This window comes from Roseococcus sp. SDR, assembly GCF_019083995.1.
In the GTDB taxonomy this organism is placed as follows: Bacteria; Pseudomonadota; Alphaproteobacteria; order Acetobacterales; family Acetobacteraceae; genus Roseococcus.
Genome location: NZ_JAHRCU010000018.1, coordinates 37,813 through 64,002 on the forward strand (window position 1 = coordinate 37,813; position 26,190 = coordinate 64,002).

A 26,190-nucleotide genomic window follows, 5' to 3' on the forward strand; every position below is an offset into this window, starting at 1 on the left:
GACGAGTGAGGCGTGAGCGATCCCTGGCAGCATTTCGACCCCGAGCCCGATCCCGGCCCGCCCTTCGCCACGCGCTACCCCGCGCGCATGCCCGACGGAAGCGTGCTGCACCTGCCGATCCGCCCCATCGGCGTCGCCGGCCTCATCGCCACCCAGGCGAGTTTCCCCGTCATCCACGCGCTGGTCGGCTGGATGGCCGAGGCCGCGCGCGCGCTGAGGCCGGAGATGGTCCTCGGCCTGCCCACCCTCGGCCATGTCTTCGCCCCGCTCCTGGCCGAGCGCCTGGGCCATGCCAACTGGGTGGCCGCGGGCTATTCGCGCAAGCTCTGGTACGAGGAGCGCCTGAGCGTGCCCATGCGCTCCATCACCACCACGGCAGAGCGCCGCCTCTGGCTCGATCCGCGCATGCTGCCGCGCCTCGAAGGCCGCCGCGTCCTGCTCGTGGATGACGTGGTCTCGACCGGCTCCTCCGCCCGCGCCGGCCTCGCCCTGCTGGCGGCGGCCGGGATGCGCCCCGTGGGCCTCTGCGTCGCGATGATCCAGACCCGGGCCTGGTCCGCCGACTGGCCGGCCGATATCCCCGTGGTCAGCGTCTGCGAGACGCCCCGTTTGCAGCAGGATGCCGCCGGATGGTGGCCCGCGCCCGGTTGATCAGCGCAGTGCCGAGAGCAGCGGTGCCAGCGCGAGCAGCCCCAGCAGGATCATCACGCCATAGGCGATGATGCTGCCCCAGTTGGGGCCGGTCTTCTTGCCGCCTTGAGGCGGCCGGGGAGGAGGGGCCATGACACATCCTATCCGGCGGTGGGTTGCGAGCCGGAGCAACTCCAGCCGCCTGCGCCGTGGGAAGCCGCCTCGCAAGGTGCATGCCAGAAAACTCATCTTCGGAAGAATGCGATGAAACCAGTTGCGTGATCGGCCGTTCCCCCCGCGCGGGAACCGGGTAAGCTCATCCCCTGCCTCCAGGAGAGCCATGATGCGCCCGAATTCCCTGCACGCCGCCGATATCGCGCACTTCATCCACCAGCAGACCGACCTCGCGGATCACCACGCGCACGGCGCCGTGCTCATGGCGCGCGGTGAGGGCGTGCATGTCTTCGACACGGAGGGGCGCGAATATATCGAGGCCATGGCCGGCCTCTGGTGCGCCTCGCTCGGCTTCTCCGAGAAGCGCCTGGCGGATGCCGCGCACAAGCAATTGCTGGCGCTGCCCTATTACCACACCTTCTTCCAGAAGGGGCACGAGCCCGCCGTCCGCCTCGCCGAGAAGCTCATCGAGATGGCGCCCGGCAACCTCACCCATGTGCTGTTCCAGTGCTCGGGCTCGGAGGCGAACGACGCCGCGATCAAGCTGATCTGGTACTACAACAACCAGCGCGGCAAGCCCTCGAAGAAGAAGCTGATCGGCCGCATCCGCGGCTATCACGGCAACACCGTCGCCACTGCCTCGCTCTCGGGCCAGCCGCACATGCAGGCGGATTTCGACCTGCCCTATGGCGACCGCTTCCTGCATGTCAGCAACCCGAACTACTACCGCGCCCACCAGCCGGGCGAGACGGAACTGCAATTCTCCGCGCGCATGGCCGCCGAACTCGAGGCGCTGATCGAGCGTGAGGGCGCGGACAACATCGCCGCCTTCTTCGCCGAGCCGGTGCAGGGCGGCGGCGGCGCCATCACCCCGCCCGAGGGCTATTTCCAGGCCATCCAGCCCATCCTGAAGAAGCACGACATCCTCTTCGTCGCCGATGAGGTGATCTGCGGCTTCGGCCGCACCGGGAACATGTGGGGCTGCGAGACCTACGGCATCACGCCCGACATCCTGACCTGCGCGAAGCAGCTGACGGCGGCCTACCAGCCGCTCTCGGCCACGCTGATCTCGGCGCCGATCCAGGAGGCGCTGATCCAGGGCTCCAGGAAGCACGGCAGCTTCGGCCATGGCTTCACCTATGGCGGGCACCCGGTGGCCTGCGCCGTCGGGCTCGAGACGCTCGCCATCTATGCCGAGCGCGACATGGTGGGCCATGTGCAGCGCGTCTCGCCGGCCTTCCTGAACGGCCTCGCCGCCTTCCGCGGCCACCCGCTGGTGGGCGATGTGCGCGGCGTGGGCCTCATCGCCGGCGTGGAACTCATGGAAGACAAGGCGACGCGCACGCCCTTCGACCCCGCGCGCAAGATCGGCATCCTCGTCCAGCAGAAATGCCATGAGGCGGGCCTCGTGGTGCGCGCCATCGGCGACCGCATCGCCTTCACGCCGCCGCTCATCATGACCGAGGCCGAGATCGCGCTGATGTGCCGCCGCTTCGGACAGGGGCTGGACGCGGCCTGGATGGCGATGCGCGAGGCGGCGGCGGTCCCCGCCTGATTTTTTCCGCCGGGATTCACGGGCCGGTAAGGGCTGGCCGTGAATCTCGGTGCATGAAGAACGTCCTCCCGCGCCTTGCCGCGCTCAGCCTCGCCACCCGCATCGCGGCCGTGGGGCTCCTTGCCGTCGCGCTCGCCGTGTTCGGTCTGCAGCTCTGGTCCTTCCAGCGCTTCCACGCGACGGAGACGGCGCGGCTGGAACAGCGGCTCGAGCGCGATCTCCAGCTGCTGGAAGCCGTGACGGCCCAGCTCTCCGGTGGCGCACCCTGGCGCCTGACCGAGACCGGGCAGCTGGCCCGCGGCGAGCTGGTGCTGGATGGCGCGAATGCCATCGTCGACATGGTCTCGCGCGCGGGCGGGGGGGTCGCCACCCTCTTCAAGGGCGATGAGCGCGTGGCGACCAGCGTGGTCCGGCCGGATGGCACGCGCGCCACCGGCACGCGCCTTGCCCCCGGTCCGGCCCATGCGGCCTCGATCGGCCAGGGCCGCACCTATCGCGGCGAGAACGTCATCCTCGGCACCAACCACCTCACGATCTACCAGCCCATCCGCGATGCGCAGGGCCGCCAGATCGGCCTGCTCTTCGCCGGGCAGTCGCTCGCCGCGCTCGCCGCGACCGAGGCCGCGATGATCCGCGACGGGCTGCTTGCCGGCCTCGTCGCGCTGCTCGTCGTGGGGCTCGCCGGAGGCTTGATGATCCGCCGCATGCTGCGCCCGATGGGAGAGCTGGGCGCCAGCGTCGGCCGCATCACGGCGGGTGAACTGGATGCGCCCGTGCCGCATCTCGCCCGCCGCGACGAGCTGGGCGCCATGGCGCAGGCCATCGAGACGCTGCGCCACTCCCGCATCGAGACCCGCGCCGCGCGCGAGGAGGGGGAGGCCGAGCGTGGCCGCATGGAACTCGCGCGGCGTGAGGCGGCGCACGCCAATGCCGCCGCCCTCGAAGCCGCGCTGGCCGAGGCCTCGGCCCGGCTGACCGAGCGCGCCTCCCTGACCCTGGCGGCCGCGAGCCGCCTCACCGATCTCGCCGAACGCGCGACGGGTGAGGCCCAGCGGCTCGGCCATGGCTCTGAAGAAGCCACGGCCAATGTCCAGGCGGTGGCGGCGGCCGCCGAGGAACTCGCCGGCTCCATCGCCGAGATCACCCGCCAGGTGACCGAGGCCTCCGCCATCGCCGACCGCGCGCTCACTCAGGCGCAGGAGACGGATGTGACGGTGCGCGGCCTCTCCAGCGCCGCCCAGCGCATCGGCGAGGTGGTGCGCCTGATCGAGACCATCGCGGCCCAGACCAACCTGCTCGCGCTGAACGCGACGATCGAGGCGGCGCGCGCGGGCGAGGCCGGCAAGGGCTTCGCCGTTGTCGCCGGCGAGGTGAAGAGCCTGGCACTTCAGACCGGCAAGGCGACGGAGGAGATCGCGAGCCAGATCGGCGCCATCCAGACGACGACGGAGGGCGCGGCCCAGGCCATCGCCGGCATTGGCCGCACCATCCAGGAGCTGCACGGCATTTCCGCCGCCATCGCCGACGGCATGGCCCAGCAGGGCGAGGCGACGCGCGAGATCGCCCGCGGCGTGGCGCATGCGGCCGCCGCGACCGATGTCGTCACCGGCGGCGCCCATGCGCTGAGCGGCGAGGTGGCCGAGACCGACGCCGCCGCCCGCGAATTGCGGGGCCTGGCCGGCGAGCTCGACGCCTCCGGCCGCTACCTGCGCGAGGAGGTCGCCGCACTCGCCGCCCGGCAGCGCCAGGGGTAGGTAACCTCTCCAGCCCCTTCACCGAACCCCCGGGCATTGCGCATCTTCTGCAAGCGCAGGGGGCACCCTATGTGTGGGCGCGGATGAGGGAGGACCGGATGATGGAATACGCGACGCTGGGTGGGGGCTGCTTCTGGTGCCTCGACGCCGCCTACCGGGATGTGGCCGGCGTGCAGGAGGTCGTCTCCGGCTATGCCGGCGGCCACACGGTGAACCCGACCTATGAGCAGGTCTGCGGCAAGAAGACCGGCCATGCCGAGGTGGTGCGCATCGGCTTCGACCCGGCCGTGGTCAGCTATGCCGACCTGCTGCGCATGTTCTTCACCCTGCATGACCCGACCACGAAGGACCGCCAGGGGGCCGATGTCGGCCCGCAATACCGCTCGATCATCCTGGCCGAGACGCCGGAGCAGATGGAGACGGCGCGCGCGGTGATGGCCGAGGTCACGGCCGCCGGCATCTGGGGCGCGCCCCTGGTGACCGAACTCGTCCCCGCCAGCACCTTCTACGCGGCCGAGCCCGAGCATCAGAACTACTTCGCGCTCAATCCCTGGTCCGGCTATTGCCGCGCCGTCATCGCGCCCAAGGTCAGCAAGTTCCGCAAGTCATTCGCATCCCGGCTGAGCCGGGTGGGGGCCTGAGCCATGTTCTTCGGCAAGAAGACCCACACGCAGGATTTCCCGATCCAGCGCAGCGAGGCGGAGTGGCGCGCCGCCCTCTCGCCCGCCGCCTACAAGGTGCTGCGCGAGCACGGCACGGAACGCGCGGGCACCTCGCCCCTCAATCACGAGAAGCGGCCCGGCGTCTTCCATTGCGCGGGCTGCGACACGCCGCTCTTCGACGCCGCGACGAAGTTCGAGAGCGGGACGGGCTGGCCCTCCTTCACCAGCCCCATCCCGGGCAATGTCGGCGAGAGCGAGGACAACAGCTTCTTCATGCGCCGCACCGAGGTGCATTGCGCCGCCTGCGGCGGCCATCTCGGCCATGTCTTCCCGGACGGGCCGGAGCCCACCGGCCTGCGCTACTGCATGAATGGTGTTTCGCTACATTTCAAGCCGGAGTAATTCTTGCCCCTCGGCGGGATTCCGGGCGTATCGTCTTGAAATCGTCTGATTTCGTGGGCTACATGGATCAGTAACCCGAAGGCTTGAAAAGACCCCCGCTCGATAGCCCGCACCCGAAAGCCCCGCTGCCATGTGGCGCGCCGCCCTGCTGCTTCTGCTGACCGCAACGCTTCCCGCGCGTGCCGATACGGTCTTCGTCATCAACTCCGCCGATGCCTCGATCTCGGTGCTCGACGCCACCACGCGCACCGAAACCCGCCGCATCCCGCTGCTGCGCGAGGGGCACCACCTCGTCGTCACGCCCGATGGGCGCGAGCTGGTGGTGGGGGACAGCGGCGGCAACGAGCTCTTCTTCCTCGACCCGCAGACGGGCGAGATCCGCCGGCGGGAGCGGATCAGCAACCCCTATCACCTCGAATACAGCCCGGACGGGCGCTACCTCGTCATCGCCTCGCTCCGGCGCGACCAGATCGACATCTATGACGCGGCGACGCTCTCGCTGATCCATCGCTTCCGCCAGCCCGACAAGCCGAGCCACGTGGCCTTCAGCCCGGACAGCCGCTTCGTCTTCGTCACGCTCCAGGGCACGGGGCAGGTGGCGGCGGTCGAGATGGCGACGCGCAGCACCCTCTGGATCCAGGATGTGGGGCCGGAGCCCGCCGGCATCATCTGGCATCGCGGCCGGCTGCTGATCGGCCTGATGGGCCGCACCGACTTCGTCTCGCTCGACCCCGAAACGCGGGAGGTCCGCCCCGCCTTCACCGTCGGCCGCGGCGCGCACAACGTCTTTCCCTCGCCCGATGGCCGCTTCCTCTACGCCACCTCGCGCGTGGACAGCCGCATCGCCGAGGTGGATGCCGCCACACTCGAGGTCCGCCGCATCTTCGAGGTGCCGGGCGGGCCGGACTGCATCGCCTTTGATTCCGACGGCCGCATCTATGCCACGCTGCGCTGGATCGGCCGCGTCCTCATGCTCGACCCCGCGACGGGCGAGCAGGCGCAGATCCGCGTGGGGCGCAGCCCGCATGGCATCTTCGTGATGCCACGCCGCCCCGGCCTGGGCGCTGATTTCGCCTTCGCGGCCCCTGGCGCCGTCAGCGGCCCGCGCCCCATGCCGCAGCCCGTGGTGGGCGGCGGCACCATCACCCGCGCGGCCCCCCCGCCCGTCGCGGCTTCCGTCCCCGCGCCCCCGGGCGAGATGGCGGTGCGCGTGAATGCGGGCCACCCGGCCAGCTACCCGACGCGCCCCTCGCTGCGCTGAGCATGCTGCCGCGCCGCGCGCTCGCCCTCGGCGCCCTGGGCCTGGGCGCGACACCCGCCGCCGCGCAGCTGGCGCGCCCGCCCATCACGCGCGGCTGCGCCGGCACGCTCTACCTGACCATCGACACCGGCTGGTCGCGCGAGGCGGAGCTGATCGCGGCCAGCATGGCGCGCCACGGCGTGCGCGCCACGCTCTTCATCGCGAATGAGCCGACCTTTCGCGGTGACCGCAACCTCGACGCTGGCTGGGCGCCCTTCTGGCGGGCGCGGGCCGCCGAGGGCCATGTCTTCGCCAGCCACACCTGGCGCCACTGGTATTTCCGCGGCGATCCCGCGCCCGGCCGCGTCACCTATGCCTCCCGCCGGAACGAGGGGCAGGAGGTGCTGGACCAGGCCGGCCTCTGCGCCGAACTCGCACGCCCGATCGAGGCGCTGCGCGCCATGGTGCCCGAGGCCACCGTCCTGCCGCTCTGGCGCGCACCCGGCGGCATCGTCACTCCCGGCGCGGTGCGCATGGCCGCCGCCTGCGGCCTCAGGCACCAGGGCTGGACGGCCAATGGCTTCCTCGGCGACGAACTGGCGTCCGACGCGCATCCCAATGCCGCCCTCCTGCGCCAGAACCTCGCCCGCATCCGCGCGGGCGAGGTGCTGGTGATGCATTGGGGCGTGCGCTCCCGCCGCGAGCCCTTCGGCCTCGTCTTCGATCAGCTCCTCACCGGCCTGATCGAGCGCGGCTTCTGCTTCGCGCCCCTGCCAGCCGAGGGCATCGCCCGATGATCAGTGACGCCTATGAACGCTTCACCGGCTGGCTCTTCGAGGCGCTGCTCCAGCCGCTGATGTATGAGCTGGGCCTGATGGACTGGGCCGACGAGGCCTTCCACTGGATGGACTTTTTCGTGTTTGGCGTGATCCAGGTGACGGTCGTGGCCCTGGTCTGCCTTCCCTTGGAAAAATGGCGCCCGGTCGAGCACTGGGAGAGCCAGCGCCGCGTCTGGACGGATGTGACCTACACGCTGCTCACGCGCCTCGGCATCCTGCCCATGCTGGGCTTCATCCTCTTCTTCGCCGCCTCGGCCCGCATCGAGGGCTGGATCGCCGATAGCGGCTTCGTGCCGCCGACGCTCGAGACCTTCCTGCCCTGGCTGCGCGAATGGCCGCTCATCGCACTCGCCTGCTACATCGTCATCCTGGATTTCGCCGAGTATTGGCGCCATCGCTTCCAGCATCGCTTCGGCTGGTGGTGGGCGCTGCATTCCATCCATCACGCCCAGACGCAGATGACCTTCTGGACGGATGACCGCAACCACGTGCTGGATGACGTGATCGCCGCCGCCTGGTTCGGCGTCATCGCGGTGCTGATCGGCGTGCCGCCCGGGCAGTTCCCCATCATCCTGCTGGTGCTGCGCCTCGCCGAAAGCCTGTCCCACGCCAATGTGCGCCTGGATTTCGGCCGCGTGGGCGAGCGGCTGATCGTCAGCCCGCGCTTCCACCGGCTGCATCACGGGGTGCTGAGCGTGGGCCAGGACGGCAAGAACTACGGCGTGCTGCTGCCGGTCTGGGACTGGATCTTCGGCACCGCCGATTTCAACCGCGCCGCCTATCCCCGCACGGGCGACCCCGGCGCGCCCAGCGCCTATGTCTCCGGCGGCTGGCTCGCGCAGCAGGCGGCCGGGCTGCGCGAGGTCTGGCGTGCGCTCCGGGCGAAAGGGCAGGGGTGAGGCGCGGGGCTTTCTTCCCCAAAACATCACATCGCCATATGTTGCCCCCGAGACAGAACCCCCACACAGAGCCCAGATGAACACCCCCGAGAGCCAAATCCCCTATGAGAGCTGGGCCGCCCGCGCATTGCGCGGCGTGGCGGTGGACGCGCTGGAATTCGCGGCCCGCGAGGGCCTGCCCGGCGAGCACCATTTCTACATCTCCTTCCGCACCGACCACCCCGGCACGAAGATCCCCGACCACCTCAAGTCGCGCTACCCGCATGAGATGACCATCGTGCTGCAGCACCGCTTCTGGGACCTGATGGTGGACCGCGCGGCGGAGCGCTTCTCGGTCGGGCTGTCCTTCTCCGGCGTGCCCTCCGTGCTCTCGGTGCCCTTTGGCGCGCTCACCGCCTTCCAGGACCCGCACGCGAATTTCGGCCTGCGCTTCGAGCCGGACGAGACCGACGCGGCAGGCCTGCCCGAGGTCGAGCCGGAGCCCGCACCGCCCCCGCCCGCGGCTTCCGAGACGCCGCAGGTGGTGAGCCTCGACGCCTTCCGCCGCAAGCGGGAATAGCTATTCGATCCGCGCGCCGCTGGCGCGGATGACCGCTCCCCAGCGCTCATGCTCGGCGCGGATCAGCGCCAGCATCTCGGCCGCGGGCAGCGGAGGCAGGGGCTCGAAGCCAAGTTCGCCGAGCCGCCGCTGCACCGCCGCATCCGCCAGCATCGCCCCCAGCACCGCCTCCATGCGCGCCAAAATGGGTGCGGGCGTGCCGGCGACGGTCGCGACGCCGATCCAGGTCGTCATCTCGTAATTCGGGAAGCCCAGTTCCCGCATCGTCGGCACCTCCGGCAGGAAGGGCGAGCGCGCGGCGGAGGTGACGGCCAGCGGGCGCAGCGCGCCGGAGCGGATGCCCGTCAGCAGCGTCGAGATGTTGTAATAGGCGAAATCCACCTCGCCCGTCTGCGCGGCGAGGATGCCCTGCGGCGCGCCGCGATAGGGCACATGGGTGAACTCCACCCCCGCCTGCTGCGCCAGCAGCGCCGAGGAGAGGTGATGCGTGCTGCCCACGCCGCCCGAGGAGTAGGTGAGCCGCCCCGGCTGCGCCCGCGCCGCCGCCAGGATGTCATTCAACGAACGGAAGGGCGAGGCGGCGCGCACCACCAGCGCGTTGGAGACGCCGGCGATGCGCCCGATATAGGCGAAGTCGCGGAAGGGGTCGTAGGGCAGCGAGGCATAGAGATGCGGGTTGAAGGCGACCGAGGTCTGCCCCGTGATGACGGCCGTATAGCCATCGGGTGCCGCGCGCGCGACCTGCCCGAGGGCCACGGTGCCATTGGCCGCCGGCCGGTTCTCCACCGGCACGGGCACGCCCAGGCGCTGCGACCATTGCTCGGCCAGCAGCCGCGCCATGATGTCCACCGAGGAACCGGCGGCCAGCGGTGCGACCAGCGTGATGGGCCGCGTCGGCCAGGCTTGCGCCTGCGCGGCGAAGGGCAGCAGCGCCGCCGCCGTGACGGCCGCGCGGCGCGTCAGCGCAAGAGGTAGATCGGACTGGTCCACAGCACACTCCCATCCTCGAAATTGGCGCGCAGATAGATCGCATTGTCGGCATCGCTGCGCAGCGCCACGCGGCGCTCGATGCGCATGGCGCGGGGCGCATCCTCCGGCATCAGCCAGGCGCGCATGCGCCGGCCCAGCCCGCCCGCCTCCCACACCGCCTCGCCCTGCAGCAGGTCGCGCAGCGGGATCTCGGCGGTGACGAGGTTGGTGCGGATCGAAAGCGTGCCGTCCAGGCTTTCGAGCGGCGCCTCCATCGCCTGGAAGCCGCCGGTCGTGACCCCCTGGAAGCGCAGCGTCGTCGCATCCGCCTCGAAGCGGTGGTCCAGGTTGAACTTGTTGATCGGCTTCACCGTGCCCCAGCTTGTGCCGCTGACGCCGATCTCGCCGGTCCAGATCGTCTCCCGCCCGCGGCCGCGATATTCGCTGCCCTCCCAGGCCACGCGCAGGCGCAGGCCGGGCGCCGCATCGGGGCGGATCACCTCCAGCAGCTCGGTGCGGTTGAAGAGCTGCACGCGCTCGATGGGCGAGCCCGCCAGGATGTCCGCGGTGAAGAGCGCCGTCTCATCCGCCACGCCGGCCAGAATGTCGCCCATCATGGCAGTCGCGGTTTGCGCGTCCGGCGCGCCGCCCAGCGCCGGGTCGTCCACATGCAGCGCGGCGGGTGTCGCGAGGCTCGCGCGCGCATCCGCATGCACCCGCGCCGCATTGGTGGTGGCGTAGTGGTGGCGCCGCCGCAGCGCCTCGAAGATGCCGGCGCGCGACAACTCCGGCGCCAGGAGGCAGGTGAGCCCGCCATAGCTGCCGAATTGCGAGCCACCCGGGTGGGAGGCGCCTTGCCGGCCCTTGTGCCCGTCCGAATTGGCGACGATGCCCACACGCGCGCCCACGTCGAAGGCGTCGTGCAGCAGCCAGTCGAAGGTGCCCCAGTCGGAATGCACCTCGACGGCGCGCTCCAGCATCCGGTCATGCGCGAAATGCAGGTTCGCATAGCGCCCGCCCACATGCGGGATGCAGAGCACCGGCCGCGCTTCGGCCTTCAGCGCCGCATGCAGCTCCCGCGCATCCAGCGCATCGGTCGCATGGTCCGTGAGGTTCTCCACCAGCGCGTGGCAGGAGCGGCGGATGGTGCGCCCCTCCTCCGGGAAGATCACGTTGCGGTCGCCGCCCAGCGCCGTGTTGCCCGACCATTCATAGCCGGGGAGGAAGACGAAGCGCCCGGGCTGATCGAACCCCGCGAAGGCGCGGTTGAAATCGGCCCAGCCCTCTTGCGTGATCTGGAAGTCATTGCCTTGGTGGCAGATGGCATCCACGCCCGCGAGATCGCGCGCATAGCTCGCCAGCGCGTCGATGCTGCCCGTGCCGACCGTCTCGCCCGACTGGCCGTGCAGGTCGGCCCAGTACGGGGTCAGCTCCCCCGACGCGACGCGCATGGGGTTGGAGGCCGTGTCGTTCCACCGGATCACCAGCGCCTCGGCCGCCTCGGCGCTCAGCCCCTCGATGCGATGGGCCCGCGCCCCCTCCGGCCAGTCGAAGCTCTCGGGCAGGCCCGCCACGGGCTGGCTGGCGCTCAGCCGGTGCCGGCCGGCGGGCAGGGGGGAAGGGTTGCCCCAGCGGTCATCGGAGCGCAGCAGCAGCGCGAAGCGCTCGCCCGGGCGCCGCCGCGTGGGCAGGATGGCGAGCGGCCGCACCGCGGGCCCGGGCACCACCGGCACCCAGGGCTGCACCGGCAGCAGCGCCCAGTTGCAGGTGGCGAAGACATCGGCCAGCACCAGGAAATGGAAGCGCGCCTCGCAATAGGTCTGCATGCGCAGCCCGGGCGAGCCGCCGCGCGTATCGCCCAGCCGGATGGTGATGGTGTCCCCCGGGCTCAGGAAGCCGCGCGCCACCGTCACCGTCAGCGTGCGGGACCAGGGCCGCATGGCGAGCTTCGGGTTGAATTCCAGCGTCAGCTTCGCCCCATTCGACGCCTCGGCCGTCACGTAGTTCGGCGCCTTGGGGTCGGTGAATTGCGGCTTGCCCACATCGCTCACCTGGCGCGTGCAGATGCGCAAAGATCCCGTGTCATCCATGCCGAAGCGCCCGGCGGTGAAGACCAGGGTGAAGCTGGCATAGGCGCCCGCCTCCACCGGCCCCTCGGGGGAGATCGTCACCTGGCCGATTTCGGCGGCGCGGTAATCGGTGAAATGGGCGGTATGGCCCGGATGGGCATTGGGCAGGTCGAGATGCAGCGGGCGTGTCATGCCAGGAGCGTGGCCCCAGGCGGCGTGTCCGTCCAGCCGGCCCGTCTGCCTGGGATGACGCGCCCGCCGATGCGGGTTACTTTCCTGGGAACCACAAATTGCCGAGGCCGCCATGCCGCTTGATGCTGATCACGCCACCCCCGCCCGCCCGCCGGGCTTCGCCTTCAGCACCATGTTCCCGCTGGCCGAGGACACGACCACCTACCGCAAGCTGGACATCCCGGGCGCCTCCACCATCGAGGTCGAGGGCAAGACCGTCCTCAAGGTGAAGCCCGAGGCGCTGGTCGAGCTGGCGCGGATCGCCTGCCATGACGTCTCGCACCTGCTGCGCCCCGCCCATCTCCAGCAGCTCGCCAATATCCTGAAGGACCCCGAAGCCAGCGCGAATGACCGCTTCGTGGCGCTGGACCTGCTGAAGAACGCCAATATCGCCGCCGGCGGCGTGCTGCCCATGTGCCAGGACACCGGCACCGCCATCGTCTTCGGCAAGAAGGGCCAGCGCGTCTGGGTCGAGGGCGATGAGGAGGAGGCGCTCTCCTACGGCGTCGCCCGCACCTACACCGAGACCAATCTGCGCTATTCGATGATGGCGCCCATCTCGATGTATGAGGAGGTGAACAGCGGCAACAACATGCCGGTGGAATTCTCCATCATGGCGGCACCCGGCGAGCATCACGCCGATGAGTTCCACCTGATGTTCATCCTCAAGGGCGGCGGCTCGGCCAACAAGACCTTCCTCTACCAGCAGACGCGCGCCGTGCTGAACAAGCAGAAGCTGCTCGCCTTCATCGAGGAGAAGGTGAAGACGCTCGGCACCTCCGCCTGCCCGCCCTACCACCTCTCGGTCGTCATCGGCGGCACGAGTGCCGAGCTGAACCTGAAGACGGTGAAGCTCGGCAGCACCAAGTGGCTGGATGGGCTGCCAGGCAAGGGCGACAAGTCCGGCCACGCCATCCGCGACCATGAGCTGGAGGCCGAGATCCACAAGCTCACGCAGTCGCTCGGCATCGGCGCGCAGTTCGGCGGCAAGTATTTCTGCCATGATGTGCGCGTGATCCGCATGGCGCGGCATGGCGCCTCGCTGCCCATCGGCATCGGCGTCTCCTGCTCCGCGGACCGCCAGATCAAGGCGAAGATCACGCCCGAGGGCATCTTCCTCGAGCAGCTCGAGACCGACCCCGCGCATTACCTGCCCGAACACACCGACGATATCCTGGGCGGCGAGGTGGTGAAGATCGACCTCAACCAGCCGATGGACCAGATCCGCGCGACGCTGACCAAGTACCCGGTGAAGACCCGCGTCTCGCTCACCGGCACCATCGTGGTGGGGCGTGACATCGCGCATGCCAAGCTGCAGGAGCGGCTGGATGCGGGGCAGGGGCTGCCGCAATATATCAAGGACCATCCGATCTATTACGCCGGCCCCGCCAAGACGCCGGATGGCATGGCCACCGGCAGCTTCGGCCCGACCACGGCGGGCCGGATGGACAGCTATGTCGAGGCCTTCCAGAAGGCGGGCGGTTCGCTGGTGATGCTGGCCAAGGGCAACCGCTCCAAGGCCGTCCTGAACGCCTGCAAGACCTATGGCGGCTTCTATCTCGGCTCCGTCGGCGGCCCCGCCGCGCGCCTCGCGCAGGACTGCATCAAGAAGGTCGAGGTGCTGGAATATCCGGAGCTCGGCATGGAGGCGATCTGGAAGATCGAGGTGGAAGACTTCCCGGCCTTCATCGTGGTCGATGATAAGGGCAATGATTTCTACGAGGGCCTCGAATAGTGCTGATCCTCCGGCCCAATTGCGAGTGCTGCGACCGCGATCTGCCGCCGGAGAGCCCGCACGCGCTCATCTGCTCCTATGAGTGCACCTGGTGCGACGAATGCGCGCGCGACAAGCTCGGCATGACGTGCCCGAACTGCCAGGGCAACCTTGTGCCGCGCCCCATCCGCCCCGCCGCCATGCTGGCCAAGCACCCCGCCAGCACCGAGCGCAAGCATCGCCCGGAACGCTGCGCTTGAACCCAACCCTCACCGCACAGGACGCCGCGCCATGACCCGCATCCGCCTCTCCTCCGGCTCCCGCTTCGAGGAGGAAATCGGCTATTCCCGCGCCGTCGTGGATGGCGATGACATCTGGGTCTCCGGCACCACCGGCTATGACTACAAGACCATGACCATCGTGGATGACGTGGCCGCGCAATGCGACCAGACCTTCCGCAACATCGCCGAAGCCCTGGCCAAGGCCGATGCCACGCTGGATGACGTGGTGCGCGTGATGTTCATCGTGCCCCGCCGCGAGGATTGGGAGCCCTGCTGGCCCGTCATCAAGAAATATCTCGGCAAGGCGCGGCCGACCTCGACCCTTATCCATGCCGGCCTGCAGACGGACGCCATGCGCATCGAGATCGAAGTCACCGCCCGCCGCCAGAAGAAGGCCTGAGCCCATGCGCTTTTCCGTGGACCGCCTGGATCACCTCGTCATCACCGTGAAGGATGTGGAAATCAGCGCCGCCTGGTACCAGCGCGTCCTCGGCATGGAACGCGCGGAATTCGGCCCGCATCGCCGCACCTCGCTGCGCTTCGGCGGGCAGAAGATCAATCTGCGCCCGGTCGAGGCCAGCCAGGCGGAATGGTGGTCCGGCCCCGCCACGGCGCCGGGCGGGCAGGATCTCTGCTTCATCGTCACCGTCAGCGCGCCGCAGGTGGTGGAGCATCTGCATCGCTGCGGTGTGGCGATCGAAGCCGGGCCCGTGCCGAAGGATGGCGCGCTCGGCCCCATCACCTCGGTCTATTGCCGCGACCCCGACCAGAACCTGATCGAGATCAGCACCTATAGCGATTGATCGCCGGGCCGGAATTCCAGCAGATCGCCCGGCTGGCATTCCAGCGCCTCGCAGAGCTTCTCCAGCGTCTCGAAGCGCACGCCGCGCACCTTGCCCGACTTCAGCAGGGAGAGGTTCTGCTCGGTGATGCCGATGCGCTGCGCGAGGTCCCGTCCGCGGATCTTGCGCCGCGCCATCATGACATCGAGGTTGACGATGATCGGCATGGTCAGACGAAGCCCAGGTTCTCCTCCAGCGCCGCTGCGGCATTGCGGAGCACCGGGCCCAGCGCCATCAGCACCGCGCCCAGCCCCACCAGCACCACCGTCTGCGCGGAGACGCCCAGCTCCAGCGTGAGGCGCCCGGGCTCCGCCGTCAGCGCCGCCATCAGCGCCATGCGGCAGAGCGGCTCCAGCACGCCCACCAGCAGCACGGCGAGGCCCAGGCGATGCAGCGCGAGCGCCACCTGCGGCAGCAGCGCGCCCTGGCCGATGGCGCGCAGCGCCGGCAGAAGGCCGAAGAGCCCCCAGCCCAGGATCGCCGCCGGCAGCAGCGCGGTGGCGAGCCCCGCGAGGCGGACCGGCATGGCGACCGGCAGGGCCGGGTTCAGCAGCACGCCATGGCCCAGCAGGGCGAGGCGGATCAGCCGGTCATCCAGCCAGAGCGCCGGCGGCGCCAGCACGGCCAGCAGCAGGGTCACCAGCACGGCGATTTGCGCGCGGCGGGCGGCGGGGGTGATCGGCTCGGACATCGGGGTGCTCCATTGACGCGATGAAGTTTTACTGTTTCACAATAAAAAATCAACCCCCGGAGACGATATGCCCCGCCTTGCCCCCCTCGCGCTCGCCCTGCTGCTCCCGGCCTGCAGCGCGACGCCCATCGCCTCGCTCCCCGCGCTCTCCCGCCTCGATCCCGCGACGCTGGAGGCCGGGAGCCTGCGCGCCGCCGTGCTCATGCCCGCCACGCTGCGGCCCTTGCCTGGCACCGCGCGCCTCGTGCTCAAGGCCGGCGGGCAGGAGGTGACGCTCCCGCTCGTGACCGACCCCGCCGCGGTGGCCGAGGCCGCGCGCGACGTGCCGCCCCCGCCGGGCCAGCACCTCATGGCCTTCCGCATCGCGCCCGAGGCGCTCTCCGCGCTCGAGGGCTTCCGCGCCGCGGCCATCCGCGACGGCGCGCGGCGCATGATGCTGGGCGTCGCCTCCGAGGCCTGCCGGATGGCCGATCCCGGCCCCGGCGCGCTTCCGGTCTCGACCCTGCTGCGCACGCGTGAGACCATCACCTTCGTGGTGCTCGCGCGTTTCGACCTGCGGCGCCTTCTGGGACCCGCCGCCCTGGCGGGCTTGCCCCCCTGCGCGCCCGAGGCGCCGCCACAGCAAGAGGAAGCCCATTCGTGACCCGCATCGAAACCGACAGCCTCGGCAGCATCGAGATCCCCGCCGAGCGCCTCTGGGGCCCGCAGACCGAGCGCGCCCGCGCCCTCTTCGCCATCGGCACCGAGCGTTTCCCGCCCTTGCTCATCCGCGCCATGGGCCAGCAGAAATGGGCGGCGGCCGAGGCCAATGCCCGCCTTGGCACCCTGCCGCTGCACCTGGCCGACCCCATCCGCCAGGCGGCCAACGAGATCATCCAGGGGCTTCGGGATGAGGATTTCCCGCTCACCATCTGGCAGACCGGCTCCGGGACGCAGACCAACATGAACGCCAACGAGGTGATCGCGAATCGCGCGAACCAGCTGCTCGGCCACCCGCTCGGCACGCGCGAGCCGGTGCATCCGAACGACCATGTGAATCTCGGGCAGTCCTCCAATGACAGTTTCCCGACGGTGATGCACCTCGCCGCCGCCCAGGCCGTGCAGTTCCGCCTGAAGCCCGCGCTGGAGACCTTGGCGACGGCGCTCAAGGCGCGCGCCGAGGAATGGGAGGGCATCCTCAAGATCGGCCGCACCCACCTGATGGACGCCGTGCCCGTCACGCTGGGCGGCGAATTCGCCACCTATGCGCGGCAGGTGATGAACGGTGTGGCGCGGATCGAGCTCTGCATGCCGCGCCTGCTGCAGCTGCCCCAGGGCGGCACGGCGGCCGGCACCGGCCTCAACCGCCACCCGGAATTCGACACGGTCTTCTGCGAGGTGGTGGCGACCCGCATCGGCCTCGCCTTCACGCCGAACCCTGACAAGTCCGAGGGCATGGCGGCGCATGACGCGCTGCTGGAACTGCATGGCGCGATGAACACCATCGCCGCCTCGCTGATGAAGATCGCCAATGACATCCGCCTGCTCGGCAGCGGCCCCCGCGCGGGCCTCGCCGAACTCATCCTGCCGGAGGAGGGCCTTTCCAGCAGCATCATGCCCGGCAAGACCAACCCGACGCAGTGCGAGGCGCTGGCCATGGTCTGCGCGCAGGTCATGGGCAACCAGATGACGGTGACGATCGGCGCGAGCCAGGGCCATCTGGAGCTCAACACCTACAAGCCGGTCATCATCCAGGCCGTGCTGCAATCGGCGCAGCTGTTGGCCGATGCGGCCGAGAGCTTCGCGCGCAACATGGTGGAGAAGCTGGCTCCCAACCTGCCGCGCCTCGCCGAGAACCTGGCGAAGTCGCTGATGCTGGCCACCGCGCTGAACCCGCATCTCGGCTATGACAAGGCGGTGGCCATCGCCAAGCTCGCCCTGCATGAGGACCTGACCCTGCGCGAGGCCGCGCTCCGCCAGGGTGTCGCGGCCGAGGATTTCGACGCCTGGGTGCGGCCCGAGGCGATGCTCCGCCCAAGGGAAGAATGAGGAGGGGGGGCATGCGCCACCTGATCAAGCGCAGCCTGCGCCTCGCCGGCCACGCCACCTCCATCGCGCTGGAGCCCGAATTCTGGGGCGTGCTGGAGGAGGAAGCCGCGCGGCGTGCCGTGCCGCTGGCGGTCCTGGTCGCGGAGCAGGACGCCGCCCGGACCGGGGCGGAGCAGCCGCTGGCCAGCCGCCTGCGCGTCTTCGCGCTGACCCTCAGCCGGGGCCCTGTCAGCCCAAACCCGTGAGCCGCAGGACCAACCCCGCGCTCGCCGTCACACCGAGCACCGGCACCACCCCGAGCTTGAGCCGGAACAGGCAGAAGCCCGCCAGGATCGAGAGCATCAGTGCCGCCGGCTGCAGGCTCCATGGGTCGGGCAGGATGCCCTCCATCCGCGCGAAGAGAACCCGCAGGGCGAACCACAAGGCGAGATTGGCGATGACGCCCACCACCGCTGCCGTCACACCCGCCAGCGCCCCCTTGAGGCGCGGCACGTCATGCAGCTTCTCGACGTAAGGCGCGCCCAGGAAGATCCAGGCGAAGCAGGGCAGGAAGGTGACCCAGAGCGTGAGCGCGGAGCCCGCCACCGCCCCCAGCGCCCCCGAATCCCGCCAGCCGGCCAGGAAGCCCACGAATTGCAGCACGAGGATGAGCGGGCCGGGCGTGGTCTCCGCCAGGCCCAGCCCCGCCAGCATCTCGGGCGCCGAGAGCCAGCGGTAATGCTCCACCGCCTCCTGCGCCACATAGGCCAGCACCGCATAGGCGCCGCCGAAGGTGACGACGGCCATCTTCGAGAAGAACCAGCCGATATCGGCGAAGACGCCACCCACCGGCATCAGAAGCGCGACCGGCCAGAGCCAGAGGGCCAAGGCCACCAGCCCCGCACGGCGGGCCAGCGGCGCCTGGGCTGCGATGCGCCCGGGATCGGCCGCCAGCGCCGCATCCAGCGCCGCCGGCGCGCCCTCGCGCGGCTTGCCATGCCCGCCCGCCGCGAAGGCCTGCGGCACCGCATAGCCGATGGCCGCCGCCGCCAGCACCACCACGGGGAAGGGCAGTTGCAGCACGAAGAGCGCCAGGAAGGCCGCCGCCGCCAGCGCCCAGGGCAGCGCGCCCTTCAGCGCGCGCTTCGCGACCTTGATCAGCGCCTCGACCACCAGGATCAGCACCGCGCATTTCAGCCCGAAGAAGAGCCCCGCGATCAGCGGCACATCGCCCAGAAGGGCATAGAGGAAGGAGAGCGCCAGCATCACCAGTGCCCCGGGCAGCACGAAGAGCAGCCCCGCCGCGATGCCGCCCTTCACCCCATGCATCAGCCAACCGAGATAGGTGGCGAGCTGCATGGCCTCCGGCCCCGGCAGCAGCATGCAGAAGTTCAGCGCATGCAGGAAACGCCGGTCGCTCACCCAATGGCGCTGGTCCACCACCTCGCGCTGCATCATCGCGATCTGTGCGGCCGGCCCCCCGAAGGAGAGGCAGCCGATCCGCGCCCAGACGCGCAGCGCCTCGGAGAAGCTTGGCAATTCGCTCATGCGGGGTGCCCTGTCGGCCGGTTGTGGGTTTGCCGGGTCGCATCGCGGCACCAGCGGAAGCAGGCGTCATACAGGGCAAGCCCGGCGTCAAGCTGGGCCAGGTCGTCCCGATCCATGCGCGAGAGGCCAAGCGAGGCGGCCAGCAGCCCGTCCGCATCGCGCGCTGGCGCATGTTCGGGCGAGACGAGCGGCCATCTGGCCTCGGCCCAGGCGGCGACATCGGTGTGGGTGGTGCGGCTTGCGGCGGGCAGCGCGCGCGGATTGGCGGCGAAATCCTCCGCCCTGCGGACGCCGATCAGCGCCGGGCTGTCGGGCAGGCCGACCCTGCGGGCGAACTGGGCGGTGGTGATGATGTCAGGCGCGGGCATGTCGGGGCATCCAGCAGGAAATGCGATGCTTGGGCCACAGCCTCACCGGGTGATCGCCGATTGCCCCTTGCGGCGAAGATGGGCGGGGGGAATGCTCCCGGTCAAGGACAGGGATTGGGGACTCGCATGAACCTTGCCGGACTGAGCCTGCGCGACCTGGAATATATCACCGCCGTCGCCGAGCACCTGCATTTCGGCCGCGCCGCGCAATCCTGCGGCGTCAGCCAGCCCACGCTGTCCGGCCAGCTCCGCAAGCTCGAGGAGTTCCTCGGCGTCGAGATCTTCGAGCGCAGCCCGCGCGGCGTCCTGGTGACGCGCCGCGGCGAGGAGGTGGTGGCCCAGGCGAAGCGGATCATCAGCGAGGCGCGCCGCCTGTTCGAGGTGGTGCGCATCGGCGCCGAGCCGCTGACCGGCACGCTGCGCCTGGGTGTGATCTCCACCCTCGGCCCCTATCTCGTGCCCTTCCTGCTGAAGCCGCTGCGCGCCCGCTACCCGGAGCTCAAGCTCCTGCTGACAGAGGGCCATACGCGCGTGCTGGTGCGCCAGCTGGAGGAAGGCGAGCTGGACGCGCTGCTCGCCACCAGCCCGATCGGCGAGAGCGATCTCGTCGAGCTGCCGCTCTTCCGCGAGGAGCTGGCGCTCGCCGTCCCGCGGGATCATCCGCTGGCGCAGGTCGAAGCGGTGAACCCGCAGGATATCCCGGTGCCCGAACTCATCCTGCTCGCCGAGGGCCATTGCCTGCGCGACCAGACGCTGGAGCTCTGCCCCTCGCGCCTGCGCGAGGGCTCGCCCGAGCTCCAGGCCGCGAGCCTCGAGACGCTGCGCCAGATGATCGCGGCGGGGTCCGGCGTCTCCTTCATGCCGCAGCTCGCCATCCAGGTGGGCGCGCTGCTGGATGACATGGTGGCCTATCGCCGCATCGCGGGCGGTCAGCACATGCGGGACGTGGCGCTCTTCCACCGCCCGAGCTTCGGCCGCATCCGCGACATCCGGCTGCTGCGGCAGAGCATTGGCGAAATCCTGGCCGAGCAGAGTGCGGTGAAGGTCCACAAGCCAGGCCGTGCGCGGGAGAGCGCCTGAGGGTCAGGCGGCAGCGAGGGGCCTTCCCGGCCTCAGGCGGCGGCGAGGATCTCGACCGGCCTCAAGCGGCGGCCAGGATCTCGACCGGCCTCAAGCGGCGGCCAGCCTGGGCGCCAGATGCTGGATCAGCGCCGTCGTGCAATCGGCCTGTTCGCGGCAGGCGCCCTCGGCCCGGATGAGCAGTTCGGGGAGCCGATCCGGATCCTGTCCGCCGGCAAGGCAGGCGGATGCCTCGCGGAGCGCCACCGTCGTCTCGCGCACGGCACCCGCCAGGCGCAGCACCAGATCCGCCAGCTCATCCGCTTCCTGCCGCGCGAGGCTGGTGCGGCTGTTCACCAGGGCATCGAAGAGCAGCGCATCGGGCGAGGCGGGCGGGGGGCGTAGGACCATGGGGCGAGACTGCGCCATCGCCGCTTGAGAAACCCTTAACGCCTACTCCGCAGCGGTCGCCAACAGGCTCTCGCCCGGCTTGAGGCGGGTGAAACGCACCTCGCGCCAATCGAGCTTCACGCGGCCGTCATCCAGCGTGACGACGGTGTGCCGGAGGCCCTTCGCATCCTCATCCGTCTGCGGGAAATCCTCGCGCCAATGGGCGCCGCGGCTCTCGCAGCGCGCCTCGGCGGCGGCGACGATGGCACGGCTGGTCAGCACCAGGCTCTCCAGGTTCAGCCAATCCGCCCAGGACATGTTGAAGCCCCGCGCGCCATCCGCCACACCCGAGGCGCGCAGCTCGGCCTCGATCGCATCGAGCCCCGAGGCGGCCTCGGCCAGGCCCTTCGCATCGCGCAGGATGCCCGCCTTGTCCCACATGAGATCGGCCAGCGCGTCGCGCAGCGCGTTCAGCGGCCGCACGGGCCGGCCGAAGGGGGACAGCGCCGCATCCTGCGCCGCGCGCAGCCGGTCCTCGTCGGGTGCCTCCAGTGCGCCTTCGCGCGGAACCCATGTGGCCATGGCATCGCCCGCAATGCCGCCAAAGACCGTGGAATTGGCCACGCCATTGCCGCCCAGGCGGTTCGCGCCATGCACGCCGCCGGTATCCTCGCCGGCCGCGAAAAGGCCCGGCAGCTCGGTGCTGCCATCGGCGCGGAAGACGACACCGCCCATCATGTAATGCGCCGTCGGCACCACCGGCACGCGGCCGCCCGCGAGGTCGAAGCCCATATCGGCGCAGCGTTCCACCATGCCCTTGAACTGCTTCGCGACATTGGCGGGGCCGAGATGCCCCATCTCGATCCAGAGCCCGCCCTCGGCATTCACGCGGCCCGCCTGGATCTCCCGCTCCATGGAGCGGGAGACGATGTCGCGCGTCGCACGCTCGCCGCGCGGGTCGTAATTGTGCATGAAGCGCTGACCATCGCCATTCAGCAGATAGCCGCCGGCGCCGCGCAGACCTTCCTCGATGATGGTGCCCGTCATCCGCGTGCCGGGGCCGGCGAGAACGCCCGTCGGGTGGAACTGCACCATCTCCATGTCGCGCAGCGCCAGGCCCGCGCGCAGCGCCATCGCCATGCCGTCGCAGGATTTGTCGCCCGAGGGCGTGTGGTACTTGTACATGGTGGGCCCACCGCCGGTGCCCAGCAGCACCGCCTTGGCCTGCACGAAGACGAAGCGCCCCTGGCGGATATCGAGCAGCAGCACGCCCGAGAGTCGTGATCCGTCCCGCGTGGGGATCAGCGCCAGCGCGCGATGCTCCTCCAGCCGTTCGATCCCGCGCGCCCAGGTCTGTTCGGCCAGGCGATTGATGATCTCGATGCCCGTCAGGTCGCCCTTATGGACCGTGCGGTCGAAGGTCTGCCCGGCAAAGGCCTTCTGGTGGATGGTGCCGTCCGGGTTGCGGTCGAAGAAGCAGCCCCAGCGGTTTTCCAGCTCACGGATGCGGCGCTGGGCGACGGTGACGAGCGTCCAGGCCAGATCCTGGTCATTCAGCCATTTCCCGCCATCCAGCGTGTCCATGAAATGCCGCTCGGCGGAATCCCCCGCGGCCAGCGCGACATTATAGCCGCCCTGCACCATGCGCGTGCAGCCCGACTTGCCGAGAAGCCCCTTCACCGCGACGGTGACGCGCAGCTCCGGGTTGGCGGATTTCGCATGCAGCGCGGCGAGAAGGCCCGCGCCGCCGGAGCCGAGGACGAGGATATCGGTAATGATGCGGTCCATCACGTCGCCTCCGATCGCAGGAGGGCGCGCGCCCGGAGGCGTGAATCGGCGGCGCGCATCATGCCGCCCCCAGCTTGGCCAGCACCGCCGCGCGGCGCGTTTCCACGCTCGCCTGCACATCGCGGTGGAGGCTGCCGCCATGGCTGTCCATGCCGACGATGAGCGGCCCGAAATCCTTGATCGCGAAGCGCCAGAGGCTCTCGGGGTTCAGGTCATCCATGTCCACATCCTCGATGGCCGCGATCCAGGTGGTCTCCAGCGCCGCCGCCCCGCCGATCACGGCCAGGTAGCAGCCGCCCAGTTCCTGGAAGGCGCGGGCGCTCTCCTCGCGCAGCCCGCCCTTGCCGATGATGATGCGCACGCCCTCGCGCTCCATCAGGGGCCGCGTGAAGCGCTCCATGCGGTCGCTCGTCGTGGTGCCGATGCAGACGGCCTCGTAGCCTGCCTGGTTGGTGCCCGTGGGCTCGATCTTGCGGACGTTCGGCGCGGTATGGATCACCGCATGGCCGTTCAGGTCGAAGCGCGTGCGGCGGCCGCGGTCGAACATATGGATCTGCGTGGCGTCGCGGATGCCAAAGAGCGTGTCCTGCAAGGTCACCGTATCGCCCGCGCGCAGCTTGCGAATCTCGGCCTCGGTGCAGGGCATGTGCAGAACATGGTGGGTCATGGGGCATCCTCCTCGACGGGGTCGGGCCAATCGCCGCGCCCGGCGCGCGGCAGCACATCCCCGCCCACGCGGTAGAGCAGCCGGGCCTCTGTGGGCACGCCCAGGCTCGCATAGAAGCGGCGGGCGCGCGCATTGTCGCGGTCCGTCGCCCATTCCAGCCGGGCATAGCCGCGCTCGGCCGCGAAGCCGGCGGCGGCCGAGATCAGCGCGCGGCCGAGGCCCGAGCGCCGATGCCGCGCGACGACGTAAAGATCCTCAAGGAACAACCCCCAGCTCAGGTTCGGCCCCGGAAACAGCCCGCCCAGGGTCGCGAAGCCCGCGGGCTCGCCCTCGATGCGCGCCAGCAGGCAGAAGGGCCCCGCGCGCTCATGCGGCGTCGAGAGGTGGCGCACCGCCTCGGCCAGCGCCGCTTCGGGCGCCGCCTGCTCGTAATGGTCCGAGAGGTCGCGCAGCAGCAGCGCGATGGCCTGTGCATCGGCCGAACCGGCCAGGGTGATGTCCATCATGCCCTCAGAACCCGATCACCAAGCCTTCCGGCGTGAAGGTGGCACTCGCACGCCGCGCCGAATGACACTGCACATTCACCGCGACGGGGTTCATGGTGATGTGCGTCGCCGCCACCTCGACATGCACGGCGAAGGCGGTGCTGTCCCCGCCCAGCCCCTGCGGCCCGATGCCGAGGCTGTTCACCGCCTCGCTCAGCTCCACCTCCAGCTTCGCCCCTTCCGCATCGGCGCAAACGCTGCCCAGCGGCCGCGTCGCCGCCACCTTCGCCAGATGCATGCAGAGGTCGCTCGTACCGCCCACGCCCACGCCCAGGATGGTCGGCGGGCAGACCTTGCCACCGGCCTTGATCGCCGCATCCACTACGAAGCGCTTCACGCCCGAAAGCCCATCCGCCGGGATCAGCATCTGCAGGAAGGAGCCATTCTCCGAGCCGCTGCCCTTCGGGATCATCTCGAGCCTGAGGGTGCGCGGCGCCTCCACGAAGTCGATATTGATCACCGGCACATGCGCCCCGCAGGAGGTATGCGCGTTCACCCGCGTGATGGGATGCACCACGGAGCTGCGCAGCGGGTGCTCGCGCGTCGCGCGTTCGGTGCCGCGCGCGATGGCCTGCTTCAGCGCCCAGCCATCCAGCTCCACATCGCGGCCGATCTGCACGTTGAAGATCGGGATGCCCGTATCCTGGCAGAGCAGGTTTTCCGTGCGCTCGGCGACGGCGATGTTCTCGATCATCGTGGCCAGCACGGATTTCGCGAGGCCATCCGTCTCGCTCGCATCCAGGCGGAAAAAGCCCTGCTTGATGTCGTCGGGCAGGATCTTCAGCGCGCGGATGTAGAGGAGCTTGGCCGCCTCCTCGATCGCATCCGGGGTCACGCGCAGCTTTTCGGGGGGCGGGATGACGGACATGGCGGTTCCTCAGATGAGCAAAGAGATGCCGGAGACGAGCAGCAGGCCCAGCAGCACCAGGCGGAAGCCCTGCGCCGGCAAATGCTTGCCAGCGCGCAGGCCGAGCCAGGTGCCGAGCAGCAGGGCAGGGACGGCGGTGGCGGTCAGGAAGATGGCCTCGGCCGTGAAGAAGCCGGTGAAGGCGAGGCCGATGATGGTCAGCGCCTGCATGATGGCGATGAAGGGCTGCATCAGGGCGCGCGTATCCTGCGGCGGCATGCCCTGCACATCGGCCCACATGCCCACCAGCGCGCCGACATAGCCGCCAATGCCGCCCAATATGCCCGAGGCGAAGCCGATGGCGGCGTCGGTCGCCGTCGTGGCGGCGCGTCGGGCGGGCGTCATGCGCAGCGCGATGCGCGCCAGCGTGTAGCTGGCATAGACGACGAGCAGCACGCCCACACCGGCGACGATGGCGCGCGCCGGGCCGAGGGCGAGGATGGCGAGGCCGAAGGGCACGCCCAGAGTCGCGGTGCCGACATAGAGCCAGAGGCGCCGCCAGGGGATATGATCGCGCACCGCATAGGTGCCGATGCCCTGCACGATCAGGCTGCCCATCACCAGCACCGGCGCCACCAGCGCGGGGGCCATGACCTGCAGCAGCACGGCCGCCCCCACCAGCACGAAGGCGAAGCCCGCGATGCTGGCGCAGAAGGCGGCGAGCAGGCTGCCCGCCGAGATGAGGAGAGCGTCAGCCCACATTGAGCAGGAACAGGATGGCGGCGGCGATGGCGACACCGGCCGAGGCCGCGACCATGTCCTTCTGCCGCGCCCGCCAGCCGAGGAACTCGAGCGCCATCACGCGCAACCCGCCGGCCAGGTGCACGGCCAGCAGCACGACCAGCCCCCATTCGGCGAATTTGAACAGCGCGTTGTCGGTCCAGCGCAGGAAGCCCTCCAGCGCCGCCTCGCCGGAGATGGCCTGGCCCAGCGCCCAGAAATGCAGCGGCAGGAATAGCGCGAGCAGCAGGCCCGAGACGCGATGGATCACGAAGGCGACATAGGTCGGGTGGCGGCGATCCCCGCCCGATCGCCGGAGCGTGGCTTCACGCGGAGGCGTGAATCGGTCGGCCAATGGTTCAGGCATGATACAGCCCCCAGGCCGCGCGGATGCCGAAGGCGGCGGTGGCGAGGCCGACCCCCATCCAGAGCGCATCCACCGTCCGTCCGCGCAGGCCCAGCCACTCGCCCGCGATGTTGCGCAGCCCGATCGCGCCATGCAGCCCGGCGCAGAGGGCGAAGAGGACATAGAAGCCGAACCAGAGCTCCGCGCCCCGCGTCCGCGCCAGGATTTCCGCCGCCGAAAGCCCGCCGCGAATGGCCAGCATGATCGTCACCAGATGCACGATGACGGCGAGGCCGAGAAACGCCGCCGTGATGCGCTGGACCGCCCACATCCG

Annotated in this window: 32 protein-coding genes; 17 read left to right on the forward strand and 15 right to left on the reverse strand. The window is 70.1% G+C overall.

The genetic code is table 11. From position 1 onward, the window contains the following. Positions 1-12: 12 nt before the first annotated feature. Positions 13-651: a phosphoribosyltransferase gene (locus KTR66_RS18500; RefSeq protein WP_371819165.1), complete on the forward strand. Its 639-nt coding sequence runs from the start codon at positions 13-15 to the stop codon at positions 649-651. Here KTR66_RS18500 and KTR66_RS25120 read toward each other — a convergent pair whose 3' ends face one another. After that, the gene (locus tag KTR66_RS25120) at positions 652-783 is read right to left on the reverse strand and encodes a hypothetical protein (protein ID WP_256437622.1); all 132 of its coding nucleotides are present in this window, start codon (positions 781-783) and stop codon (positions 652-654) included. Between the two features lie 190 nt (positions 784-973). Here KTR66_RS25120 and KTR66_RS18505 point away from each other — a divergent pair, with 190 nt between their 5' ends. From KTR66_RS18505 to KTR66_RS18540, 8 genes are all read left to right on the forward strand, one after another. Further along, positions 974-2,359 carry an aminotransferase gene (locus KTR66_RS18505; RefSeq protein ID WP_213615148.1) on the forward strand — a complete coding sequence of 462 codons (1,386 nt, stop codon included), beginning with the start codon at positions 974-976 and terminating at the stop codon, positions 2,357-2,359. 53 nt (positions 2,360-2,412) lie between these two features. Continuing rightward, the gene (locus tag KTR66_RS18510) at positions 2,413-4,113 is read left to right on the forward strand and encodes a methyl-accepting chemotaxis protein (protein WP_213615150.1); all 1,701 of its coding nucleotides are present in this window, start codon (positions 2,413-2,415) and stop codon (positions 4,111-4,113) included. A 98-nt stretch (positions 4,114-4,211) separates the two neighbouring features. Further along, positions 4,212-4,754, forward strand: coding sequence for a peptide-methionine (S)-S-oxide reductase MsrA (msrA, locus tag KTR66_RS18515; protein ID WP_213615152.1), 543 nt, complete (start codon positions 4,212-4,214; stop codon positions 4,752-4,754). Between the two features lie 3 nt (positions 4,755-4,757). Continuing rightward, positions 4,758-5,177, forward strand: a complete 420-nt coding sequence (gene msrB, locus KTR66_RS18520) for a peptide-methionine (R)-S-oxide reductase MsrB (protein ID WP_213615154.1) — start codon at positions 4,758-4,760, stop codon at positions 5,175-5,177. 130 nt (positions 5,178-5,307) lie between these two features. Then, positions 5,308-6,438 carry a YncE family protein gene (locus tag KTR66_RS18525; RefSeq protein ID WP_213615156.1) on the forward strand — a complete coding sequence of 377 codons (1,131 nt, stop codon included), beginning with the start codon at positions 5,308-5,310 and terminating at the stop codon, positions 6,436-6,438. A gap of 2 nt (positions 6,439-6,440) precedes the next feature. Continuing rightward, on the forward strand, positions 6,441-7,214 hold the full coding sequence (locus KTR66_RS18530) for a polysaccharide deacetylase family protein (RefSeq protein ID WP_213615158.1): 774 nt from the start codon (positions 6,441-6,443) through the stop codon (positions 7,212-7,214). Then, positions 7,211-8,155, forward strand: coding sequence for a sterol desaturase family protein (locus tag KTR66_RS18535; protein WP_213615160.1), 945 nt, complete (start codon positions 7,211-7,213; stop codon positions 8,153-8,155). The genes KTR66_RS18530 and KTR66_RS18535 overlap by 4 nt, the downstream gene beginning before the upstream one ends. A 76-nt stretch (positions 8,156-8,231) precedes the next feature. Continuing rightward, entirely contained in the window at positions 8,232-8,714 is a 483-nt protein-coding gene (locus KTR66_RS18540) for an SspB family protein (protein ID WP_213615162.1), read from the forward strand. Here the strand turns inward: KTR66_RS18540 and KTR66_RS18545 are convergent, their stop codons facing one another. Further along, a complete protein-coding gene (locus KTR66_RS18545) occupies positions 8,715-9,704 on the reverse strand; it encodes a tripartite tricarboxylate transporter substrate binding protein (RefSeq protein ID WP_213615164.1) in 990 nt (329 codons plus the stop codon). After that, the gene (locus KTR66_RS18550) at positions 9,674-11,944 is read right to left on the reverse strand and encodes a DUF3604 domain-containing protein (protein ID WP_213615166.1); all 2,271 of its coding nucleotides are present in this window, start codon (positions 11,942-11,944) and stop codon (positions 9,674-9,676) included. Before KTR66_RS18550 ends, KTR66_RS18545 begins: the two co-directional genes overlap by 31 nt. Before the next feature lie 112 nt (positions 11,945-12,056). Between KTR66_RS18550 and KTR66_RS18555 the strand changes: the two genes are divergently transcribed. The 4 genes from KTR66_RS18555 to KTR66_RS18570 are packed head-to-tail and all read left to right on the forward strand — an operon-like array spanning position 12,057 to position 14,781. Continuing rightward, positions 12,057-13,718 carry a fumarate hydratase gene (locus KTR66_RS18555; RefSeq protein ID WP_249732252.1) on the forward strand — a complete coding sequence of 554 codons (1,662 nt, stop codon included), beginning with the start codon at positions 12,057-12,059 and terminating at the stop codon, positions 13,716-13,718. Further along, positions 13,718-13,957: a DUF1272 domain-containing protein gene (locus tag KTR66_RS18560; protein ID WP_213615168.1), complete on the forward strand. Its 240-nt coding sequence runs from the start codon at positions 13,718-13,720 to the stop codon at positions 13,955-13,957. The genes KTR66_RS18555 and KTR66_RS18560 overlap by 1 nt, the downstream gene beginning before the upstream one ends. Before the next feature lie 31 nt (positions 13,958-13,988). Continuing rightward, complete coding sequence (locus tag KTR66_RS18565) at positions 13,989-14,378, forward strand: RidA family protein (RefSeq protein ID WP_213615170.1); 390 nt, start codon at positions 13,989-13,991, stop codon at positions 14,376-14,378. Between the two features lie 4 nt (positions 14,379-14,382). Then, positions 14,383-14,781, forward strand: a complete 399-nt coding sequence (locus KTR66_RS18570) for a VOC family protein (RefSeq protein ID WP_213615172.1) — start codon at positions 14,383-14,385, stop codon at positions 14,779-14,781. Here the strand turns inward: KTR66_RS18570 and KTR66_RS18575 are convergent. Both KTR66_RS18575 and KTR66_RS18580 read right to left on the reverse strand, forming a co-directional pair. Continuing rightward, positions 14,769-14,987: a helix-turn-helix transcriptional regulator gene (locus KTR66_RS18575; RefSeq protein ID WP_213615174.1), complete on the reverse strand. Its 219-nt coding sequence runs from the start codon at positions 14,985-14,987 to the stop codon at positions 14,769-14,771. The two genes, KTR66_RS18570 and KTR66_RS18575, sit on opposite strands and share 13 nt — an antisense overlap. Positions 14,988-14,989: 2 nt before the next feature. Next, a complete protein-coding gene (locus tag KTR66_RS18580; protein ID WP_213615176.1) occupies positions 14,990-15,511 on the reverse strand; it encodes a hypothetical protein in 522 nt (173 codons plus the stop codon). Positions 15,512-15,578: 67 nt separating this feature from the next. Between KTR66_RS18580 and KTR66_RS18585 the strand changes: the two genes are divergently transcribed. The 3 genes from KTR66_RS18585 to KTR66_RS18595 are packed head-to-tail and all read left to right on the forward strand — an operon-like array spanning position 15,579 to position 17,784. Continuing rightward, a complete protein-coding gene (locus KTR66_RS18585) occupies positions 15,579-16,154 on the forward strand; it encodes a hypothetical protein (protein WP_213615178.1) in 576 nt (191 codons plus the stop codon). Further along, the gene (locus KTR66_RS18590) at positions 16,151-17,539 is read left to right on the forward strand and encodes a class II fumarate hydratase (RefSeq protein WP_213615180.1); all 1,389 of its coding nucleotides are present in this window, start codon (positions 16,151-16,153) and stop codon (positions 17,537-17,539) included. Before KTR66_RS18585 ends, KTR66_RS18590 begins: the two co-directional genes overlap by 4 nt. A gap of 11 nt (positions 17,540-17,550) precedes the next feature. Next, positions 17,551-17,784 (forward strand): ribbon-helix-helix domain-containing protein, encoded by a 234-nt coding sequence (locus tag KTR66_RS18595; RefSeq protein ID WP_213615182.1) that lies wholly within the window; start codon positions 17,551-17,553, stop codon positions 17,782-17,784. On the opposite strand, the gene chrA is transcribed toward KTR66_RS18595, so the two are convergent. After that, a complete protein-coding gene (chrA, locus tag KTR66_RS18600; protein WP_213615184.1) occupies positions 17,768-19,066 on the reverse strand; it encodes a chromate efflux transporter in 1,299 nt (432 codons plus the stop codon). The genes KTR66_RS18595 and chrA overlap by 17 nt on opposite strands. Then, positions 19,063-19,434: a hypothetical protein gene (locus KTR66_RS18605; protein ID WP_213615186.1), complete on the reverse strand. Its 372-nt coding sequence runs from the start codon at positions 19,432-19,434 to the stop codon at positions 19,063-19,065. Before KTR66_RS18605 ends, chrA begins: the two co-directional genes overlap by 4 nt. A 126-nt stretch (positions 19,435-19,560) precedes the next feature. Between KTR66_RS18605 and KTR66_RS18610 the strand changes: the two genes are divergently transcribed. After that, positions 19,561-20,514: a LysR substrate-binding domain-containing protein gene (locus KTR66_RS18610; protein WP_213615188.1), complete on the forward strand. Its 954-nt coding sequence runs from the start codon at positions 19,561-19,563 to the stop codon at positions 20,512-20,514. Between the two features lie 90 nt (positions 20,515-20,604). On the opposite strand, the gene KTR66_RS18615 is transcribed toward KTR66_RS18610, so the two are convergent. Genes KTR66_RS18615 through KTR66_RS18650 form a run of 8 tightly spaced genes read right to left on the reverse strand, consistent with a single transcriptional unit; the run spans position 20,605 to position 26,187 of the window. Beyond that, on the reverse strand, positions 20,605-20,904 hold the full coding sequence (locus KTR66_RS18615; RefSeq protein ID WP_213615190.1) for a hypothetical protein: 300 nt from the start codon (positions 20,902-20,904) through the stop codon (positions 20,605-20,607). A gap of 42 nt (positions 20,905-20,946) precedes the next feature. After that, entirely contained in the window at positions 20,947-22,671 is a 1,725-nt protein-coding gene (locus KTR66_RS18620) for an L-aspartate oxidase (RefSeq protein ID WP_213615192.1), read from the reverse strand. A 58-nt stretch (positions 22,672-22,729) separates the two neighbouring features. Beyond that, the gene (locus KTR66_RS18625; protein WP_213615194.1) at positions 22,730-23,338 is read right to left on the reverse strand and encodes a fumarate hydratase C-terminal domain-containing protein; all 609 of its coding nucleotides are present in this window, start codon (positions 23,336-23,338) and stop codon (positions 22,730-22,732) included. Continuing rightward, positions 23,335-23,844: a GNAT family N-acetyltransferase gene (locus KTR66_RS18630; protein WP_213615196.1), complete on the reverse strand. Its 510-nt coding sequence runs from the start codon at positions 23,842-23,844 to the stop codon at positions 23,335-23,337. Before KTR66_RS18630 ends, KTR66_RS18625 begins: the two co-directional genes overlap by 4 nt. 4 nt (positions 23,845-23,848) lie before the next feature. Continuing rightward, positions 23,849-24,751, reverse strand: coding sequence for a fumarate hydratase (locus KTR66_RS18635; protein ID WP_213615198.1), 903 nt, complete (start codon positions 24,749-24,751; stop codon positions 23,849-23,851). A gap of 9 nt (positions 24,752-24,760) precedes the next feature. Continuing rightward, positions 24,761-25,492, reverse strand: a complete 732-nt coding sequence (locus tag KTR66_RS18640; protein ID WP_213615200.1) for a sulfite exporter TauE/SafE family protein — start codon at positions 25,490-25,492, stop codon at positions 24,761-24,763. Next, positions 25,482-25,877, reverse strand: a complete 396-nt coding sequence (gene sdhC, locus KTR66_RS18645) for a succinate dehydrogenase, cytochrome b556 subunit (RefSeq protein WP_213615202.1) — start codon at positions 25,875-25,877, stop codon at positions 25,482-25,484. Before sdhC ends, KTR66_RS18640 begins: the two co-directional genes overlap by 11 nt. Continuing rightward, complete coding sequence (locus KTR66_RS18650) at positions 25,870-26,187, reverse strand: succinate dehydrogenase (protein ID WP_249732253.1); 318 nt, start codon at positions 26,185-26,187, stop codon at positions 25,870-25,872. Before KTR66_RS18650 ends, sdhC begins: the two co-directional genes overlap by 8 nt. Between the last annotated feature and the right edge of the window lie 3 nt (positions 26,188-26,190).

Excerpts from the sequence above, each read along its gene's own strand:
- KTR66_RS18630 (WP_213615196.1), bottom strand. The coding sequence starts at position 23,844 with ATGATGGACATCACCCTGGCCGGTTCGGCCGATGCACAGGCCATCGCG.
- KTR66_RS18640 (WP_213615200.1), bottom strand. The coding sequence starts at position 25,492 with ATGTGGGCTGACGCTCTCCTCATCTCGGCGGGCAGCCTGCTCGCCGCC.
- KTR66_RS18650 (WP_249732253.1), bottom strand. The coding sequence starts at position 26,187 with ATGTGGGCGGTCCAGCGCATCACGGCGGCGTTTCTCGGCCTCGCCGTC.
- KTR66_RS18605 (WP_213615186.1), bottom strand. The coding sequence starts at position 19,434 with ATGCCCGCGCCTGACATCATCACCACCGCCCAGTTCGCCCGCAGGGTC.
- KTR66_RS18635 (WP_213615198.1), bottom strand. The coding sequence starts at position 24,751 with ATGTCCGTCATCCCGCCCCCCGAAAAGCTGCGCGTGACCCCGGATGCG.
- KTR66_RS18540 (WP_213615162.1), top strand. The coding sequence starts at position 8,232 with ATGAACACCCCCGAGAGCCAAATCCCCTATGAGAGCTGGGCCGCCCGC.
- KTR66_RS18585 (WP_213615178.1), top strand. The coding sequence starts at position 15,579 with ATGCCCCGCCTTGCCCCCCTCGCGCTCGCCCTGCTGCTCCCGGCCTGC.
- KTR66_RS18625 (WP_213615194.1), bottom strand. The coding sequence starts at position 23,338 with ATGACCCACCATGTTCTGCACATGCCCTGCACCGAGGCCGAGATTCGC.
- chrA (WP_213615184.1), bottom strand. The coding sequence starts at position 19,066 with ATGAGCGAATTGCCAAGCTTCTCCGAGGCGCTGCGCGTCTGGGCGCGG.
- KTR66_RS18610 (WP_213615188.1), top strand. The coding sequence starts at position 19,561 with ATGAACCTTGCCGGACTGAGCCTGCGCGACCTGGAATATATCACCGCC.
- KTR66_RS18530 (WP_213615158.1), top strand. The coding sequence starts at position 6,441 with ATGCTGCCGCGCCGCGCGCTCGCCCTCGGCGCCCTGGGCCTGGGCGCG.
- KTR66_RS18570 (WP_213615172.1), top strand. The coding sequence starts at position 14,383 with ATGCGCTTTTCCGTGGACCGCCTGGATCACCTCGTCATCACCGTGAAG.
- msrB (WP_213615154.1), top strand. The coding sequence starts at position 4,758 with ATGTTCTTCGGCAAGAAGACCCACACGCAGGATTTCCCGATCCAGCGC.
- KTR66_RS18565 (WP_213615170.1), top strand. The coding sequence starts at position 13,989 with ATGACCCGCATCCGCCTCTCCTCCGGCTCCCGCTTCGAGGAGGAAATC.
- KTR66_RS18555 (WP_249732252.1), top strand. The coding sequence starts at position 12,057 with ATGCCGCTTGATGCTGATCACGCCACCCCCGCCCGCCCGCCGGGCTTC.
- KTR66_RS18510 (WP_213615150.1), top strand. The coding sequence starts at position 2,413 with ATGAAGAACGTCCTCCCGCGCCTTGCCGCGCTCAGCCTCGCCACCCGC.
- KTR66_RS25120 (WP_256437622.1), bottom strand. The coding sequence starts at position 783 with ATGGCCCCTCCTCCCCGGCCGCCTCAAGGCGGCAAGAAGACCGGCCCC.
- KTR66_RS18535 (WP_213615160.1), top strand. The coding sequence starts at position 7,211 with ATGATCAGTGACGCCTATGAACGCTTCACCGGCTGGCTCTTCGAGGCG.
- msrA (WP_213615152.1), top strand. The coding sequence starts at position 4,212 with ATGATGGAATACGCGACGCTGGGTGGGGGCTGCTTCTGGTGCCTCGAC.
- KTR66_RS18595 (WP_213615182.1), top strand. The coding sequence starts at position 17,551 with ATGCGCCACCTGATCAAGCGCAGCCTGCGCCTCGCCGGCCACGCCACC.
- KTR66_RS18525 (WP_213615156.1), top strand. The coding sequence starts at position 5,308 with ATGTGGCGCGCCGCCCTGCTGCTTCTGCTGACCGCAACGCTTCCCGCG.
- KTR66_RS18620 (WP_213615192.1), bottom strand. The coding sequence starts at position 22,671 with ATGGACCGCATCATTACCGATATCCTCGTCCTCGGCTCCGGCGGCGCG.
- KTR66_RS18575 (WP_213615174.1), bottom strand. The coding sequence starts at position 14,987 with ATGCCGATCATCGTCAACCTCGATGTCATGATGGCGCGGCGCAAGATC.
- KTR66_RS18615 (WP_213615190.1), bottom strand. The coding sequence starts at position 20,904 with ATGGTCCTACGCCCCCCGCCCGCCTCGCCCGATGCGCTGCTCTTCGAT.
- KTR66_RS18505 (WP_213615148.1), top strand. The coding sequence starts at position 974 with ATGCGCCCGAATTCCCTGCACGCCGCCGATATCGCGCACTTCATCCAC.
- KTR66_RS18580 (WP_213615176.1), bottom strand. The coding sequence starts at position 15,511 with ATGTCCGAGCCGATCACCCCCGCCGCCCGCCGCGCGCAAATCGCCGTG.
- sdhC (WP_213615202.1), bottom strand. The coding sequence starts at position 25,877 with ATGCCTGAACCATTGGCCGACCGATTCACGCCTCCGCGTGAAGCCACG.
- KTR66_RS18550 (WP_213615166.1), bottom strand. The coding sequence starts at position 11,944 with ATGACACGCCCGCTGCATCTCGACCTGCCCAATGCCCATCCGGGCCAT.